The sequence below is a fragment of the Endozoicomonas sp. G2_2 genome, from assembly GCF_017744135.1.
GTDB lineage: Bacteria > Pseudomonadota > Gammaproteobacteria > Nevskiales > Salinisphaeraceae > Salinisphaera.
Map to the genome: position 1 here is coordinate 1 of NZ_JAGHQU010000012.1, position 14,561 is coordinate 14,561.

Annotated in this window: 13 protein-coding genes; 6 read left to right on the forward strand and 7 right to left on the reverse strand. The window is 66.0% G+C overall.

Annotation, left to right across the window (positions count from 1 at the left end; translation table 11 throughout):
* Nucleotides 1-416 precede the first annotated feature (416 nt).
* On the reverse strand, nt 417-1,040 hold the full coding sequence (locus J7355_RS13655) for a TetR/AcrR family transcriptional regulator (RefSeq protein WP_209063615.1): 624 nt from the start codon (nt 1,038-1,040) through the stop codon (nt 417-419).
* A gap of 157 nt (nt 1,041-1,197) precedes the next feature.
* On the opposite strand from J7355_RS13655, the gene J7355_RS13660 reads away from it, so the two are divergent.
* From J7355_RS13660 to J7355_RS13685, 6 genes are read left to right on the forward strand one after another with little or no spacing between them, the layout of a single operon-like run.
* Nucleotides 1,198-2,361 carry an isovaleryl-CoA dehydrogenase gene (locus tag J7355_RS13660; protein ID WP_209063617.1) on the forward strand — a complete coding sequence of 388 codons (1,164 nt, stop codon included), beginning with the start codon at nt 1,198-1,200 and terminating at the stop codon, nt 2,359-2,361.
* 9 nt (nt 2,362-2,370) lie between these two features.
* The gene (locus J7355_RS13665) at nt 2,371-3,978 is read left to right on the forward strand and encodes a carboxyl transferase domain-containing protein (RefSeq protein ID WP_209063619.1); all 1,608 of its coding nucleotides are present in this window, start codon (nt 2,371-2,373) and stop codon (nt 3,976-3,978) included.
* 18 nt (nt 3,979-3,996) lie between these two features.
* Nucleotides 3,997-5,979 (forward strand): acetyl/propionyl/methylcrotonyl-CoA carboxylase subunit alpha, encoded by a 1,983-nt coding sequence (locus tag J7355_RS13670; protein ID WP_209063620.1) that lies wholly within the window; start codon nt 3,997-3,999, stop codon nt 5,977-5,979.
* Between the two features lie 40 nt (nt 5,980-6,019).
* Nucleotides 6,020-6,481 carry a MaoC family dehydratase gene (locus J7355_RS13675; protein ID WP_209063622.1) on the forward strand — a complete coding sequence of 154 codons (462 nt, stop codon included), beginning with the start codon at nt 6,020-6,022 and terminating at the stop codon, nt 6,479-6,481.
* Nucleotides 6,478-7,362 (forward strand): CoA ester lyase, encoded by an 885-nt coding sequence (locus J7355_RS13680; RefSeq protein WP_209063624.1) that lies wholly within the window; start codon nt 6,478-6,480, stop codon nt 7,360-7,362. The genes J7355_RS13675 and J7355_RS13680 overlap by 4 nt, the downstream gene beginning before the upstream one ends.
* 20 nt (nt 7,363-7,382) lie before the next feature.
* On the forward strand, nt 7,383-8,396 hold the full coding sequence (locus tag J7355_RS13685) for an Ldh family oxidoreductase (protein WP_209063626.1): 1,014 nt from the start codon (nt 7,383-7,385) through the stop codon (nt 8,394-8,396).
* Between the two features lie 29 nt (nt 8,397-8,425).
* Here J7355_RS13685 and J7355_RS13690 read toward each other — a convergent pair whose 3' ends face one another.
* From J7355_RS13690 to J7355_RS13715, 6 genes are all read right to left on the reverse strand, one after another.
* Complete coding sequence (locus J7355_RS13690; RefSeq protein ID WP_209063628.1) at nt 8,426-9,535, reverse strand: 5-methyltetrahydropteroyltriglutamate--homocysteine S-methyltransferase; 1,110 nt, start codon at nt 9,533-9,535, stop codon at nt 8,426-8,428.
* 82 nt (nt 9,536-9,617) lie between these two features.
* Nucleotides 9,618-10,811 (reverse strand): 4-hydroxybenzoate 3-monooxygenase, encoded by a 1,194-nt coding sequence (gene pobA, locus J7355_RS13695; RefSeq protein ID WP_209063629.1) that lies wholly within the window; start codon nt 10,809-10,811, stop codon nt 9,618-9,620.
* Nucleotides 10,812-10,867: 56 nt separating this feature from the next.
* Nucleotides 10,868-11,491: a protocatechuate 3,4-dioxygenase subunit alpha gene (gene pcaG / locus J7355_RS13700; protein ID WP_209063631.1), complete on the reverse strand. Its 624-nt coding sequence runs from the start codon at nt 11,489-11,491 to the stop codon at nt 10,868-10,870.
* A 3-nt stretch (nt 11,492-11,494) separates the two neighbouring features.
* Nucleotides 11,495-12,232: a protocatechuate 3,4-dioxygenase subunit beta gene (pcaH, locus tag J7355_RS13705; protein ID WP_209063633.1), complete on the reverse strand. Its 738-nt coding sequence runs from the start codon at nt 12,230-12,232 to the stop codon at nt 11,495-11,497.
* 141 nt (nt 12,233-12,373) lie between these two features.
* The gene (locus J7355_RS13710) at nt 12,374-13,300 is read right to left on the reverse strand and encodes a LysR substrate-binding domain-containing protein (RefSeq protein ID WP_209063635.1); all 927 of its coding nucleotides are present in this window, start codon (nt 13,298-13,300) and stop codon (nt 12,374-12,376) included.
* 84 nt (nt 13,301-13,384) lie between these two features.
* Nucleotides 13,385-14,557: an alpha/beta fold hydrolase gene (locus tag J7355_RS13715; RefSeq protein ID WP_209063637.1), complete on the reverse strand. Its 1,173-nt coding sequence runs from the start codon at nt 14,555-14,557 to the stop codon at nt 13,385-13,387.
* Nucleotides 14,558-14,561 lie beyond the last annotated feature (4 nt).

Genomic DNA, 14,561 nt, shown 5'->3' on the forward strand with positions numbered 1-14,561 from the left:
TTCGACAGCCGCGCAGCGGCTGAATCGTGCAGCGCGAGCTGCACGAGCCCGAAGGGCGAGCGGCGCAGCCGCGAGTAATCTTCCCGGGCCCGCCATAGCAGAGAGGCTCTCCAAACACGGAGAGCCTCTTTTGTTTCTAACGACGCATTCGAACTCCCGACAAATAAACAAGCCGTTCGACAGCCGCGCAGCGGCTGAATCGTGCAGCGCGAGCTGCACGAGCCCGAAGGGCGAGCGGCGCAGCCGCGAGTAATCTTTCCCGGGCCCGCCATTGCATAAAAGGCTCTCCCGTAATTGGAGAGCCTTTTTTTATGCCCAAGACTCATCGAACTCCGGACAAATAAAAATAGTTCGACAACCGCGCAGAGCGCGGCTGAACGGGGTGGCGCTGGCCGCACCCGCCCGAAGGAGAGCGCCTAGCCGCGGGCCGCGACGGCGCGAAAGCAGAAATCGGTGATGGCGTCGACCAGCCGCTGCTCGTCGGCGGGTTTTTCCGTGGCCGTCACGGGGCGTACCAACGCCTCGGTGAACGCGCCGACCAGACACGCCGCGCTCACATCGATGGACTGGTCCGGAAACTCGCCGCTCTCGATGCCGTCCCGCAGCACGTCCTTGAAAACCTCGCCGAAGCGCTCGCGGCAGACGATGCGTCCGGCGTCCACGTCTGCGTCGATGGGTTCGGCAATGAAGGCATACGCCAGATGAGGCCCCTTCAGGGCGCGACGCGTGAACGACCGGATGGCCGCGCGCAGGCGATCCGCTGCCGGCTCGGGTGTCGCGATAATCCGCCGCAGGATGCCGACTTCATGGTCCACCGCATCCACCAGCGCCTGCACGTAAAGCGACGACTTGGAAGGAAAGTAGCGATAGATCGCGCCGGTCGATAGTCCCACGTCGCGCGCGACTGCCGTGATCGAGACTTCCCGAAAGCCGCCCGCAGCGATCAGTTGGCGTGTCGCCCGCATGATGCGAGCGCGATTGTCGGCAAGCCGCTCTTCCATGAGCGGAGAACGCTGGTAGGCCATAAGCGAATCGATCACAAATGAATTGTGATTTGTTTTGCGAATCCGGATTCACTTGAGTATGTTGCATCTTCGAAGCGAACTCCACCGATGCGTGCCTGCGGACCGTTCCGCGGCGCGCGGCGGACTATCACACGGCGGCAACGGTCGATCACGAGAGCGCAGGAGAGCAGTCATGGATCTGGCATCAATGGATTTCGGCCTCGGTGAGGATGTCGACCAGCTGCGTGAACTGGCACGTCAGTTCGCCGGCAACGAGATCGCACCGCGCGCCGCGCAGATCGACCACGACAACGTGTTTCCGAACGAACTCTGGCCCCAGTTCGGCGATATCGGCTTGCTGGGCCTGACCGTCGATGAAGCCTATGGCGGGACCGAGCTGGGTTATCTGGCCCATGTCGTCGCGATGGAGGAGATTTCGCGCGCTTCCGCCTCGGTGGGGCTGTCCTACGGCGCGCATTCCAACCTGTGCGTCAATCAGCTGCGGCGCAACGCCAGTGACGCGCAGAAGGAAAAATACCTGCCGAAGCTCGTTTCCGGTGAACATATCGGCGCACTCGCCATGTCCGAGCCGGGCGCGGGTTCAGACGTGGTGGGCATGAAGCTGCGCGCCGACGCCCGCGATGACCGCTATGTTCTCAACGGCAACAAGATGTGGATCACCAACGGGCCGGATGCCGACACGCTGATCGTCTACGCCAAGACCGACCCGGACGCCGGTTCGAAAGGCATCACGGCGTTCATCATCGAAAAGGAATTCCCGGGATTCTCGACCGCGCAGAAGCTCGACAAACTGGGCATGCGCGGCTCCAACACCTGCGAGCTAGTGTTCGAGGATTGCGAGGTCCCGAAAGAGAATGTACTGGGCGAGGTCGGTCGCGGCGTGAATGTGCTCATGTCCGGCCTCGACTACGAGCGGGTCGTGCTCTCGGGTGGCCCGCTGGGCATCATGGCCGCCTGTCTCGACGAAGTCGTGCCGTACGTGCATGAGCGCAAGCAGTTTGGCCAGGCGATCGGCGAGTTCCAGCTCATGCAATCCAAGCTGGCGGACATGTATGTCGGCTTCAACGCCTGCCGGGCCTATGTGTATGCCGTGGCGCGCGCCTGCGATCGAGGCCAGACCACGCGCAAGGACGCCGCGGGCGCGATCCTCTACAGTGCCGAAAAGGCGACGTGGATGGCTGGCCAGGCGATCCAGGCACTCGGCGGCAACGGCTATATCAACGAATACGCGACCGGGCGCCTGTGGCGCGACGCCAAGCTCTACGAGATCGGCGCCGGCACATCGGAAATCCGGCGCATGCTCATCGGCCGCGAACTGTTCAACGAAAACCGCTAGGGGCGACCGATGAGCGTCATCGCCTCCAACGTCAGCACGCGCAGCGACGAGTATCGCGCCAATCATGCCGCGCTGAGCGAGCTGGTCGGTACGCTGCGACAGATCACCGAAGAAACCGCGCTCGGCGGCTCGGAATCCGCGCGCCAGAAGCATATCGATCGCGGCAAGTTGCCGGTGCGCGAGCGGATCGATCTGCTGCTCGACCCGGGCACGCCGTTTCTCGAAATCGCGCCGCTGGCCGCACACGACATGTACGACGGGCGTATCGCGGCTGCAGGCGTGGTCGCCGGCATCGGCCGTATCCAGGGCCGCGAGTGCGTGATCGTGGCCAACGACGCCACGGTCAAGGGCGGCACCTATTATCCGGTGACGGTGAAGAAACACCTGCGCGCGCAGGAGATCGCCCTCGACAATCGGCTGCCCTGTGTCTATCTCGTCGATTCGGGGGGCGCCTTCCTGCCGATGCAGGATGAAGTCTTTCCCGACCGCGATCATTTCGGGCGCATCTTCTACAACCAGTCGAATCTGTCCGCGCGGGGTATTCCGCAGATCGCCTGCGTGATGGGTTCCTGTACCGCCGGCGGTGCCTACGTGCCGGCGATGTCGGACGAAGCGGTGATCGTGCGCGATCAGGGCACGATCTTTCTGGGTGGCCCGCCTTTGGTGAAAGCCGCGACCGGCGAAGAGGTCAGCGCCGAGGATCTGGGCGGCGGCGATGTGCATACCCGCCTGTCCGGTGTGGCCGATCATCTGGCGGAGAACGACGCCCATGCCTTGTCGATCGTGCGTCGTATCGTCGGTCATCTGCCGGTGGCCACGCCGTCGATCGCGCAGTCGGCCCCGCCCGAGCCGCCGATCTACGATTCGGACGAGCTGTACGGCATCGTGCCGGCGGATCTGTCCAAGCAGTTCGATATTCGCGAAGTCATCGCCCGTATCGTCGACGGTTCACGGCTGGACGAGTTCAAGGCGCGTTTCGGCACCACGCTGGTGACCGGCTTCGCCCATGTCCACGGTTATCCGGTGGGCATCGTCGCCAATAACGGCGTGCTGTTTTCGGAGTCCGCCGTGAAGGGCGCGCATTTCGTCGAGCTGTGCGCGCAGCGTCGTATCCCGCTGCTTTTTCTGCAGAACATCAGCGGCTTCATGGTCGGGCGCAAGTACGAGAACGAGGGTATCGCGCGCCACGGCGCCAAGCTCGTGACCGCGGTGGCCACCGCGCAGGTGCCCAAGTTCACGGTTCTGGTCGGCGGCTCCTACGGCGCCGGCAACTACGGCATGTGCGGGCGCGCCTACAGCCCGCGTTTTCTCTGGAGCTGGCCGAACTCGCGTATCTCCGTAATGGGCGGCGAGCAGGCCGCGCGTGTGCTGGCCACGGTACGCCGGGATGCGGTGGAAGCCCGCGGCGAGCACTGGTCCGAAGCCGACGAAGCGGCTTTCAAGAAACCCACCCAAGAGCAGTTCGAGACGCAGAGCAGCCCGTACTACGCCACCGCGCGGCTCTGGGACGACGGCATCATCGACCCCGCACAGACGCGGCGTACGCTCGGCCTGGGCCTTGCCGCCGCCGCGAACGCGCCGATCGCCGAAACGCGGTTCGGCATCTTCCGCATGTAGCCGGCAGGGATCGAGACCATGTTCAAGAAGATACTCATCGCCAACCGTGGCGAGATAGCCTGCCGCATCATCGACAGCTGCCGCCGGCTGAGTGTGCGTACCGTCGCCGTGTATTCCGAAGCCGATGCCGCCGCCCGCCATGTGCGCATGGCCGACGAAGCGTTCTGCGTGGGCCCGGCCGCTTCGAGCGAGAGCTATCTACGCGGCGAGCGGCTCATTGAGATGGCGCAACGCGCGGGCGCTGAGGCGATCCATCCCGGTTACGGCTTCCTCTCCGAGAACGAGGCGTTCGCCCAGGCTTGTCACGACGCCGGCGTGATCTTCATCGGCCCGCCGGTGGAAGCGATCCGCGCGATGGGCGCGAAGTCGGCCGCCAAGCGCCTGATGGACGAGGCCGGCGTGCCGCTGGTGCCGGGTTACCACGGTGACGACCAGGACGCGGAGCGTCTGCAGGCCGAGGCGGATCGCATCGGCTATCCCGCCATCATCAAGGCGTCGGCCGGTGGCGGGGGCAAGGGCATGCGCGTGGTGCGCTCGGCGGATGCCTTTGCCGAGGAACTGGCGTCCTGCCAGCGCGAAGCGCGAGCTAGTTTCGGCGATGACCATGTGCTGATCGAAAAGTATCTCGAACGCCCGCGCCATATCGAAATCCAGATATTCGCGGATCAACACGGCCACACCGTGAGCCTGTTCGAGCGCGACTGCTCGGCCCAGCGCCGGCACCAGAAAGTCGTGGAGGAAGCCCCGGCGCCCGGTATCGACGAAGCCCAGCGTGCGCGCATGGGCGAGGCGGCCTGCAACGCGGCGCGCGCGGTCGACTATGTCGGCGCGGGCACGGTCGAGTTTATCGCCGACGACAGCGGCGCGTTCTATTTCATGGAGATGAACACACGCCTGCAGGTCGAGCATCCGGTCACGGAAATGATCACTGGCTTCGACCTGGTCGAATGGCAGCTGCGCGTCGCCTCCGGCGAGCCGCTGCCGCGTGAGCCGTCGGCGCTCGCGATCGACGGTCACGCCATCGAAGTGCGGCTTTATGCCGAGGACCCGGCGCGCGGCTTTCTGCCCTCGATCGGTCGACTGGCGCATTTCGTCGCGCCGCCGGCATCGGCGCATGTGCGCCTGGACAGTGGCGTCGAACAGGGCGATGAAATCACGCCGCACTATGACCCGATGATCGCGAAGCTGATCGTCTGGGACGTCGACCGCGCGGCCGCCGTGGAGCGCATGTTGAGCGCGCTCGCCGACCTGCAGATCGTGGGCGTACGCCACAACGGCGATTTTCTCGCCCGGCTGATTGATCACGACGTCTTTCGTGCCGGCAAGGTCGATACCGGGCTGATCGAGCGCGAGATGGAAACCCTCGCGCCTGCGAGCCCGGATGTGCCGGCCGTGTTCTTCCACGCCGCGGCGCTGGCCCTGCTGGCCGACGAACGCGCGCGCGTCGCGACCGGCGCGTCGCCCTGGGCAGCCGTCGACGGCTGGCGGCTCAATGCACGCCAGCATCGAACACTCGTGTTTACGGCGGGCGATCAGGAACGCGAAATCCGCGTGGCCTATGCCGACGACGCGCTCCATGTGGACGGCGAACGGGCCGCGCTCGAACCGAGTGAAGGCGCGCGCTATCGACTGATCTACGGCGCGTCGCAACAGGATGTCTCGCTGGTCGGCCCGGCCGCGGCGCGCCATGTGTTCGCCGCCGGCGCCCACTACGAGATCGCCTGGCGTGATCCGCTCGCCGAAGCCGGGGCGGTGGACGATCCGCAGGCCGAGCTGACGGCCCCCATGCCGGGCACGATCGTGGCCATCAATCACGATGCCGGCGCGCACGTCGAAGCCGGCACGCCGATACTCGTCATGGAAGCGATGAAGATGGAACTCACGATCAAGGCGCCGGCCAGCGGCACCGTCGTACGCTACGACTGCGCGGTAGGCGATCAGGTGGGCGAGGGCGCGGAGCTGTTCGAGTTCGAAGCCGACGCCCCAGACACATCCGCATGACGTGCACGTCGCGTTGACGCCGTAAATGAAGGAGAGGCCAATGGCCGGATTGTATTTCGAGGAATTCGAGGTGGGTCAGCGTTTCGAGCACGCGCTCACCCGTACGGCGACCGAGGCCGACAACATGCTCTTCTGCGGCATGACCATGAACCCGCAGCCGCTGCATATCGACCGTCACTTCGCCGAGCAGAGCCAGTTTGGCCAGCCACTGGTGAACAGCCTGTTCACGCTCGCGCTGATGATCGGCATATCCGTGCACGACACCACGCTGGGCACCACCGTCGCCAACCTCGGCATGACGGACACGCGCTTTCCCAACCCGGTATTTCAGGGCGACACGATTTCGGTGGTCTCCGAGGTCGCCAGTGCCCGGCGCAGCCGTTCAAAACCGGAGGTCGGCATCATCGAATTCATTCACCGCGCCTACAACCAGCACGGCGACGAGGTGGCGACCTGCACGCGTCAGGCGATGATGCGTTGCCGCGGCGAGAGCGCGGCATGAAGGCCATACGATCCTATCTGTTCGTGCCCGGCGACTCGGCGCGCAAGATGGAAAAGGCGGCGCAGTCGGCCGCCCATGCCTTGATTCTCGATCTCGAGGATTCGGTGGCCGCGGCGAACAAGACGCAGGCGCTGTCGACCACCTGCGAATTCCTGCGCACGGCGGATGTGGCCGGCCCACGCGAACTCTGGGTGCGGCTGAACGCGTCGGACCCCGCCCAGGCACTGGCCGAGCTGGCGACCCTGCCGCTGGACCGCGTGACCGGCGTGTTCCATCCCAAACTCGAGAATCGCGAACAGCTCCTGCGGATGGGCCACTGGCTCGATGCGCTGGAAACGCGCGATGGTCTCGCGCGGGGCGCGACCGGCATCGTCGGCATCATTACCGAGACCGCCACTGCGATGGTGGGCACCCAGGCATCGAGCCTCGCCGAAGGGCACCCGCGCCTGCGCGGCTACAGCTGGGGCACCGAGGATCTGTCCGCCACACTCGGGCGCGTGCCGTTGCCCGGTGCGACGCCGGCACAAGAACGGCTGCTGCACACCGTGCAGATGCATTGCCTGCTGATGGCGGGCGCGGCCGGCGTCGACGCGATCGACACCATCAGCGCCAATTTCCGCGACATGGAGGCGCTTACCGACGAGTGTGCGCTGGCACGCGAGCTTGGCTATGTCGCCAAGATGGCCATTCATCCGGCCCAGCTCGACCCGATCAATGCCGGCCTCGCGCCCGATGCCGCCGCCCTGGACTGGGCGCAGCGAGTTCAGGCCCTGCGCGAAGCCGATCCCGACGCGGCGTCGTTCTCGCTCGACGGACGCATGGTGGACGAACCGCATATCAAGACCGCCGCGCGTATTCTTGCGCGTCGCGATGACTCATAACGCCGGCCAATCCACGATCGATGGACGAAACCTGCGAAATTCCGCTCGATGAGCTCGCCCGGCTCGCGCACGCGGTTCTACGCCACAACGGTTTCGACGCGGAACACAGTCGCGCGATCGCCGATACCGTGCTCGCCGCCGAACACGATGCCTGTCATTCCCACGGCATCTATCGCCTGATCGGTATCGTGCACGCCTGCCGTGACGGGCTGGCCGATGGCTGTGCTGCACCGGATGTAATCGATCACGCGGCAGCCGTGGTGAAGGTCGACGCGCAGGGCGGATTTTCGCCGCTGGCATTCGAACGCGGGCTGCCGATGCTCATCGACAAGGCACGCCGTGGCGGCATCGCGGCGATGGCGATCAACCGCTGTTTTCATCTCACCGCGCTATGGCCCGAGGTCGAACGACTGGCGGCAGAGCAGTTGGTCGGGCTGGCGATGACGCCGAGCCATGCCTGGGTCGCGCCCTTCGGCGGCAAGCGCGGCCTGTTCGGGACCAATCCGCTGGCTTTTGCCTGGCCGCGCCCGGATCAGGAACCCTATGTGTTCGACTTTGCCACCAGCGCCATCGCGCGCGGCGATATCGAACTGCACGCGCGTGAGGATCGCGCCCTGCAACCGGGCCGGGCGCTGGATTGTGCTGGCGCACCCACCACCGATGCCCGGGCTGCACTCGAGGGCGCGATGCTGCCTTTCGGCGGGCACAAGGGCAGCGCGTTGGCGACGCTCATCGAATTGCTGGCCGGCCCGTTGATTGGCGACCTGACCAGCGAACAGTCGCAGCACTTCGACGCCGGGCGTGGCGCAGCGCCGTTTCACGGCGAATTGATTCTGGCGCTCGACCCCGCTGCCTTCGCCCCCGATACAACGGATCGCGATGTGGCCGCCGAGCGGCTGTTCGACGGCATCGTCGAGCAGGGGGCGCGTTTGCCGTCACAGCGTCGGCGCGCAGCGCGACGCCAGACGCTGGCGAACGGTTTCGTACGCGTGAATGCTGCGCTCGTCGACGAGCTGAATCGGCTTATCGACTAAGCGCGGCCCACGGTCCGGTCCAGCCCGATCTAGCCCCAGACCTGTTCGGCGGTCTTCACCACGCGTTCGAGCTTGGCCCACTGATCATCCTCGGTGATCTCGTTGCCCTCCGCCGTGCTCGAGAACCCGCATTGCGGGCTCAGGCAGAGCTGGTCCAGCGGTACGTACTGCGCTGCCTCGTCGATACGCTTGGCCAGCTCGTCGTTCGACTCGAGCGTGGACAGCTTGGAGGACACCAGCCCAAGCACGACATCCTTGCCTTGGGGCACGAAGCGCAGCGGCGCGAAGTCGCCCGAGCGTTCGTCGTCGTATTCGAGGAAGTAGGCGTCGACGTCGAGTTCATTGAACAGCACGTCGGCGACCGGCTCGTAGCTGCCCTGGGCAAACCAGGTGCTGCGATAGTTACCGCGACACAGATGCACGCCCACGGTCAGGTCATCGGGCCTGCCGGCCAGCGCGGCGTTGATCAGCTCGGCGTAGCGATGCGGGAGCTCGTTGGGGTCGTCGCCGCGATCGGCCGCGGCGGCGCGCATGTCCGGGTCGCACAGATAGGCGAGATTGGTGTCGTCGAGCTGGATATAGCGACAGCCCGCGTCGTACAGCGCGCGGATTTCGTCGCGATAGCACTGGGCCAGATCCTCGAAGAACGCGTCGAGCTCGGGATAGGCCTCGATGTCGATCGCCGCGCGTCCGCCCCGGAAATGCACCATGGTCGGCGACGGGATGGAAACCTTCGGCATGACCTGGCTCTGCGATGCCAGGTATTCATAGTCGGCGACCTGGATATTGCGTGCGTGGCTCAGTTTGCCGGTCACGCTGAGCTTCGGCGGGGTGAAGCCGTCGCCGGACGCCTTGGCGTTCGGATTGGCGCTAATGCCGCCGGTCACGCTCACACCGTCGAGCTGCTGCAGAAAATCCAGATGGAAATAGGCGCGACGAAACTCGCCGTCGGTCACGCATTGCAGGCCCACGTTCTCCTGTTTGCGCACCACGTCTGCGATGGCCTCGTCCTCGACCGCGCGCAGGGCGTCGGCGTCGATCTCGCCGCGGGCGCATCGGGCGCGGGCGTCCATGAGCGCGGCCGGGCGCAGCAGGCTGCCGACATGGTCGCAACGAAAGGGGGGACGGGTTCGGTTCATGATCTTCTCCGCGTCGCGTTCGAATCAAGAAGGCAGGGTGCAGGCCGGGTGGGGCGCTGGCAAACCACGGGTCGGTGCCGGCTCAGGCGTTTTCCTCCAGCGTCTCGAAGGGCAGGCCGACATAGTTCTCGGCGATGGTGGTCAGCCCGGCACGGGACTGGGTGTAGTAATCGAGCTCTGCGCGCTGCATGCGGCTGAGGAAGTTGTCGTTCTCGGAGAACAGGTGGAGGTTCGATGTCATCCACCAGGCGAAGCGCTCGGATTTCCAGACCCGGCGCAGGCAGGTTTGTGAATAGCGGGCGAGCAGGTCGGTGCGCCCGTCTTCGTAGATCTTCGTGAGCAGGCGAAACGCCGTGTTCACGTCGCTGCAGGCCAGGTTCAGCCCCTTTGCGCCGGTCGGCGGCACGATATGCGCGGCGTCGCCGACCAGCAGCAGCCGGCCATGCTGCATGGGTTCGGCCACGAAGCTGCGCAGCGGCGCCACGCTCTTCTCGATCGACTCGCCGGTCACGAGGCGATCGGCCACGTGCGCGGGGAGGCGGCGCTTGAGCTCGGCCCAGAATACGTCGTCGGACCAGTCGTCGGCATCTTCCGTATCCGGCACCTGGATGTAGTAACGGCTGCGCGTGGACGAGCGCATGCTGCACAGCGCGAAGCCGCGCTCGTGGCTGGCGTAGATCAGCTCCTCGTCCACGGGCGGTGTGTCGGCGAGCAGACCCAGCCAGCCGATCGGGTATTCGCGTTCGAAAGTCTTGAGCCGGTCGGCCGGGATGCAGGTGCGCGCTACGCCGTGGAAACCGTCGCAGCCGGCGATGTAGTCGCAGTCCAGGCGCTTCTGTTCGCCCTCGTGGGTAAAGGTCACGTAGGGGGCGTCGGTTTCCAGATCGTGCGGCTGGACGTCGTCGGCCTCGCAGCAGGTGGTGGCGCCAATGGTCGCGCGGGCATCCATGAGATCGCGGGTGACTTCGGTCTGGCCATAGACAAGCACGTTCTTGCCGCCGGTGAGTTCTTCCAGATCGACACGAATCTGGCGGCCGCCAAAGGCCAGTGCGAACCCGGTGTGCGGCAGGCCTTCGCTGTCCATGCGGTCGGACACGCCGGCTTCGCGCAGCAGATCCCCCGTGCCCTGTTCGAGCACGCCGGCACGAATGCGCGAAAGCACATACTCGCCGGACCGACGCTCCAGAATCACGTTGTCGATGCCGCGTTGGGCCAGCAGCTGGCCCAGCAGCAGGCCAGACGGGCCCGCGCCGATAATGGCGACCTGGGTCTTCATGGCAATCCTCCGGTGGTTGGCCAGGCACTGGCAGGCGCCCGGCGCCGTTGTTGTATCTAGAAGTCGAAGAACACCGTCTCGCGCGGGCCTTGGAGATGGATCGCCACGCGATAGCGGGGCGTGTCGCCGCCGTGCTCGCGGGTGGCGATCAGGGTGTCGCGCCGTCCGGCAGGCACGCGCGCGAGAAACGGACAGGCGGCGTTGGCCTCGGCCTCGTCGTCGAAATAGACCCGGGTGTTCAGGTGGATGTTGATCCCGCGCGCGAACAGCATGAGGTTGATGTGCGGCGCCATGGGCGCACTGCTCGGATGCGCCACTCGCCCGGGCTTGATCGTGTGCAGCCACCACTGCCCGTCATCGTGTTCACCCGGCGCGGTGCGGCCGAAGCCGCGAAAGGCGCGATCGGCACGGTAATCGGTCTGGTAAATGCCTTCGGCGTCGGCCTGCCAGGCCTCGACCAGAATATCGTCGACCACGTCGCCGTTGCCGTCGATGACCGTGCCCACGATCTCGATCGCCTCGCCCGCGGCCTCGGCGGTGGCGATTTCCGGGCCGATCTCGAAGTCGCGTGGCGGCAGGCCGGCGACTTCCAGCGCCAGGCCGATATGCACATAGGGCCCGGCGGTCTGCGAGGGCGACTCCGGGTACAGAAGCTGGCCGTTTTTCGTGGGTTGCGTCATGGCCTAGCCCTGGTTCTCGAAATAGGTCTGCAGCGCGCCGCGGGTCACGATGTCGAAGCGGTAGGCGAGGCTGTCCATCGGTCGCGAGCCGGCCTTGTCCAGCCGCGCCACCAGCGTGTCGACAGCCTCCGGGTCATCGAGCGTGTTCACGATCGGGCACATCGGGATGAGCGGATCGCCCTCGAAATAGAGCTGGGTGATCAGCCGCGTGCTGATCGACGGGCCCATCACAGAGACATGGATATGTGCCGGGCGCCAGGAATTGACGTCGTTCGGCCACGGATAGGGGCCGGGCCGGATGGTACGAAAGCGGTACCAGCCGTCGGCGTCGGTGACCGTGCGGCCCACGCCGCCGAAGTTGGGGTCCAGCGGCGCCATGTAGGCGTCTTTCTTGTGTCGATATCGCCCGCCCGCGTTGGCCTGCCAGATCTCGACCAGCGTGCCGGCCACCGGCTTGTTGTACTGATCCACCACGCGCCCGTAGACGATGATGCGCTCGCCGATCGGCAGACCGTCGCGATCGGTGCCGGGGCGGAAATTGAGCAGCAGGTCGTTATCGACCGGGCCGAGGGCGAAGTGGTCGAAGTCGGGGCCGGTGAGTTCCGATGCGGTGGGCGTCTGCAGGCTCATCAGCGCCTGCTGCGGCGACCGGGCGACCGACGTCTTGTAGGCCGGTGCATAGGCCGGCGGGTGCCAGCCACGATCGCGCATGACGAAAGCAGTGCGGTCGTTCTGCGCCATGGGTATCTCCTGCGGTATCGCACGCGGCCGGCACGTATCGCGGGAGATGCGTCTGGACGGTGCACTTTGTTATGCGTTCAATTCTGGCGCAACGGGTGTCGCTGCCAAGTGAAAGTCACACCACTCGGCATAACCAGTCGGTTATGCGCTGTGATCTTCGGGCGGATAGTCTGCGGCCACCCGACGCAGGTGGTGGCAGAATGTCGACACCGCCGTGGATAGCGGATGACTGCTGTTTGTGGCGAATCCCACCGAGCCGCCACGCACTTCGATCTGGTGCGGCAGACGCACCATGTCACCGGTTTCGAGAAACGCGCGCGCCGTGTCTGCGGGGGTCACCCATACCGCATCCGATAAGTGAACATAGCGCGCGCTCAAGGGCAGGGAGAGCGTCTCGATCGCCAGCCGCGGCGGCTGCGCGGCCTGTTCGACCCAGAAACGTTCGAGCTGCTCGCGCAGCGTTGTCCCGCGCGGGGGCACGATCCACGAATAGTGGCCCGGTTCGCCGATGCGGTTGATGTCGGCGAGCAACGGGTGCTCGCGACGTACCACCGCGATCAGAGGTTCGTAATAGAGATGTTCGAACTGGAGATCACGAATCTCTTCGGCTTCGCTCATGCGCCCGAGCACGAGATCGAGTTCGCCCAGCCGCAGCCGTGCAAGCAGGGCCGCGCTCGTGCCCGTGTCGACCTCGATGCGCATTTGCGGATGGGCGCGATGCAGGTGTTCAAGCACGGCGGGCAGCAGTCCGCCTTCGACATTGGACAGGGCGCCAAGCCGAACCACGCTCTCGGTGCTGTCCTGGCGAATCGCCTCGATGCCTTCGCGCAACGAGCGCAGGGCCGGCGCGGCGTGCCGCAACAGCGTACGCCCGGCCGGGGTCAGCCGCACCCCGCGCGGCAGCCGCTCGAACAGCTTCACGCCGAGGCTGTCTTCCAGCTCGCGGATGGTCTTGGACATGCCCGGCTGGGTGATCGACAGTGCATCCGCAGCGCTTTTCAGGCGCCCGAGACGGGCGACCTCCTGGAAAGCGACCAGATGACGCAGCTTGATGGGCGAGTGGATCATGCGCGCGCACCGCTGCTGGCAGGCGCTCGCTTCACGGTCGACACGCCTGATCGGGGCCGGCGAGGGCAGGGGGGCATGCGGCGGCTAGAGCGCGTCGCCCCAGCCCTGTTCCTTGGCCAGCTTGAAGGCATGATTGGCCGCTGGCACACCGGCATAGATCGCCACGTGCATCAGCGCCTGCCGCAGTTCGGGTTCGGTGACGCCGATCCGCTTCGCGGTTTTCAGATGAAGCACCAGTTCGCCGTCACGGCCCAGGGCGGCCAGCACGGCGACGGTGATCAGGCTGCGCTGCGAACGCGACAGGTCCGGGTTGCTCCAGAGCTCGCCCCAGGCGAACCGGGTGATGAGCTCCTGGAAGGGTGCGTCGAGGGTGGTGGTCGATTTCGATGCCCGTTCGACGTGTTCGGCACCCAGCGCGGACTTGCGGGTGTCCAGGCCCTCGTCGTAGGTACAGGGTGCTCGGCGCCCGCGCGTCTCCGGGTCGAGCCAGCGTGGAAGCCGCTCGGCGAACACGCCGGGCGCTTCGACGGACGGCACATGCGCTACGTCGGCCAGCGTGTCGAGGCGGGCATCCGGCATCTCGTCGGCGAGCGCCTGAAGCGTGGCCACGGGCGTTGCGGGATCGCCCGCCCCGGCCACCAGCTGCACGTGGACATCGACGGCGCCCAGCTGGCCGCGAAAATCCGTGGCGGCAAGCAACTCGCACAGCCGGGCGTAGCTTTCGTCGTCGGTACGCGCGAGCTGGTGGGCCCAGCCGGTCGCGCCCGCCGGGTTGCTTCGCTTGTAGGCCGCGTCGAACCAGCGTTGCGACAGTTCGCCAGCAAGCTGCCCGAGGCCCTCGCGACGCACGCGCGCGGCGCGCTCCTGCCAGGCATCGGGCGAACCGATCACGGCGCCGGTATTGGTCAACACCACGCCTTGAATCAACTCGGGCGCCTCGCGCAGCAGTGCCTGGCCGATCACGCCGCCGATCGACGTGCCCACGAAATGGCACTGTTCCATTTCCAGCCTCGTGAGCAGGGCGCGCGCGTCGTCAGCCAGGTCGCGAGCGCTGATCGGCGCGTTCACCGGCGCGCTTGCGCCATGGCCGGGCAAGTCCCAGCTGATACAGCGATAGCGGCCGTGCAGTGCGCGGATCACGTCGCACCAGACATCCTGCGACATGCCCAGCGGATGCGCGAACAGCAGCACCGGCAAGGCGCTCTCGCCACTGTCGCGATAGCAGATCACCCGGTTGTTGCATTCGACGAATGCCATGGCG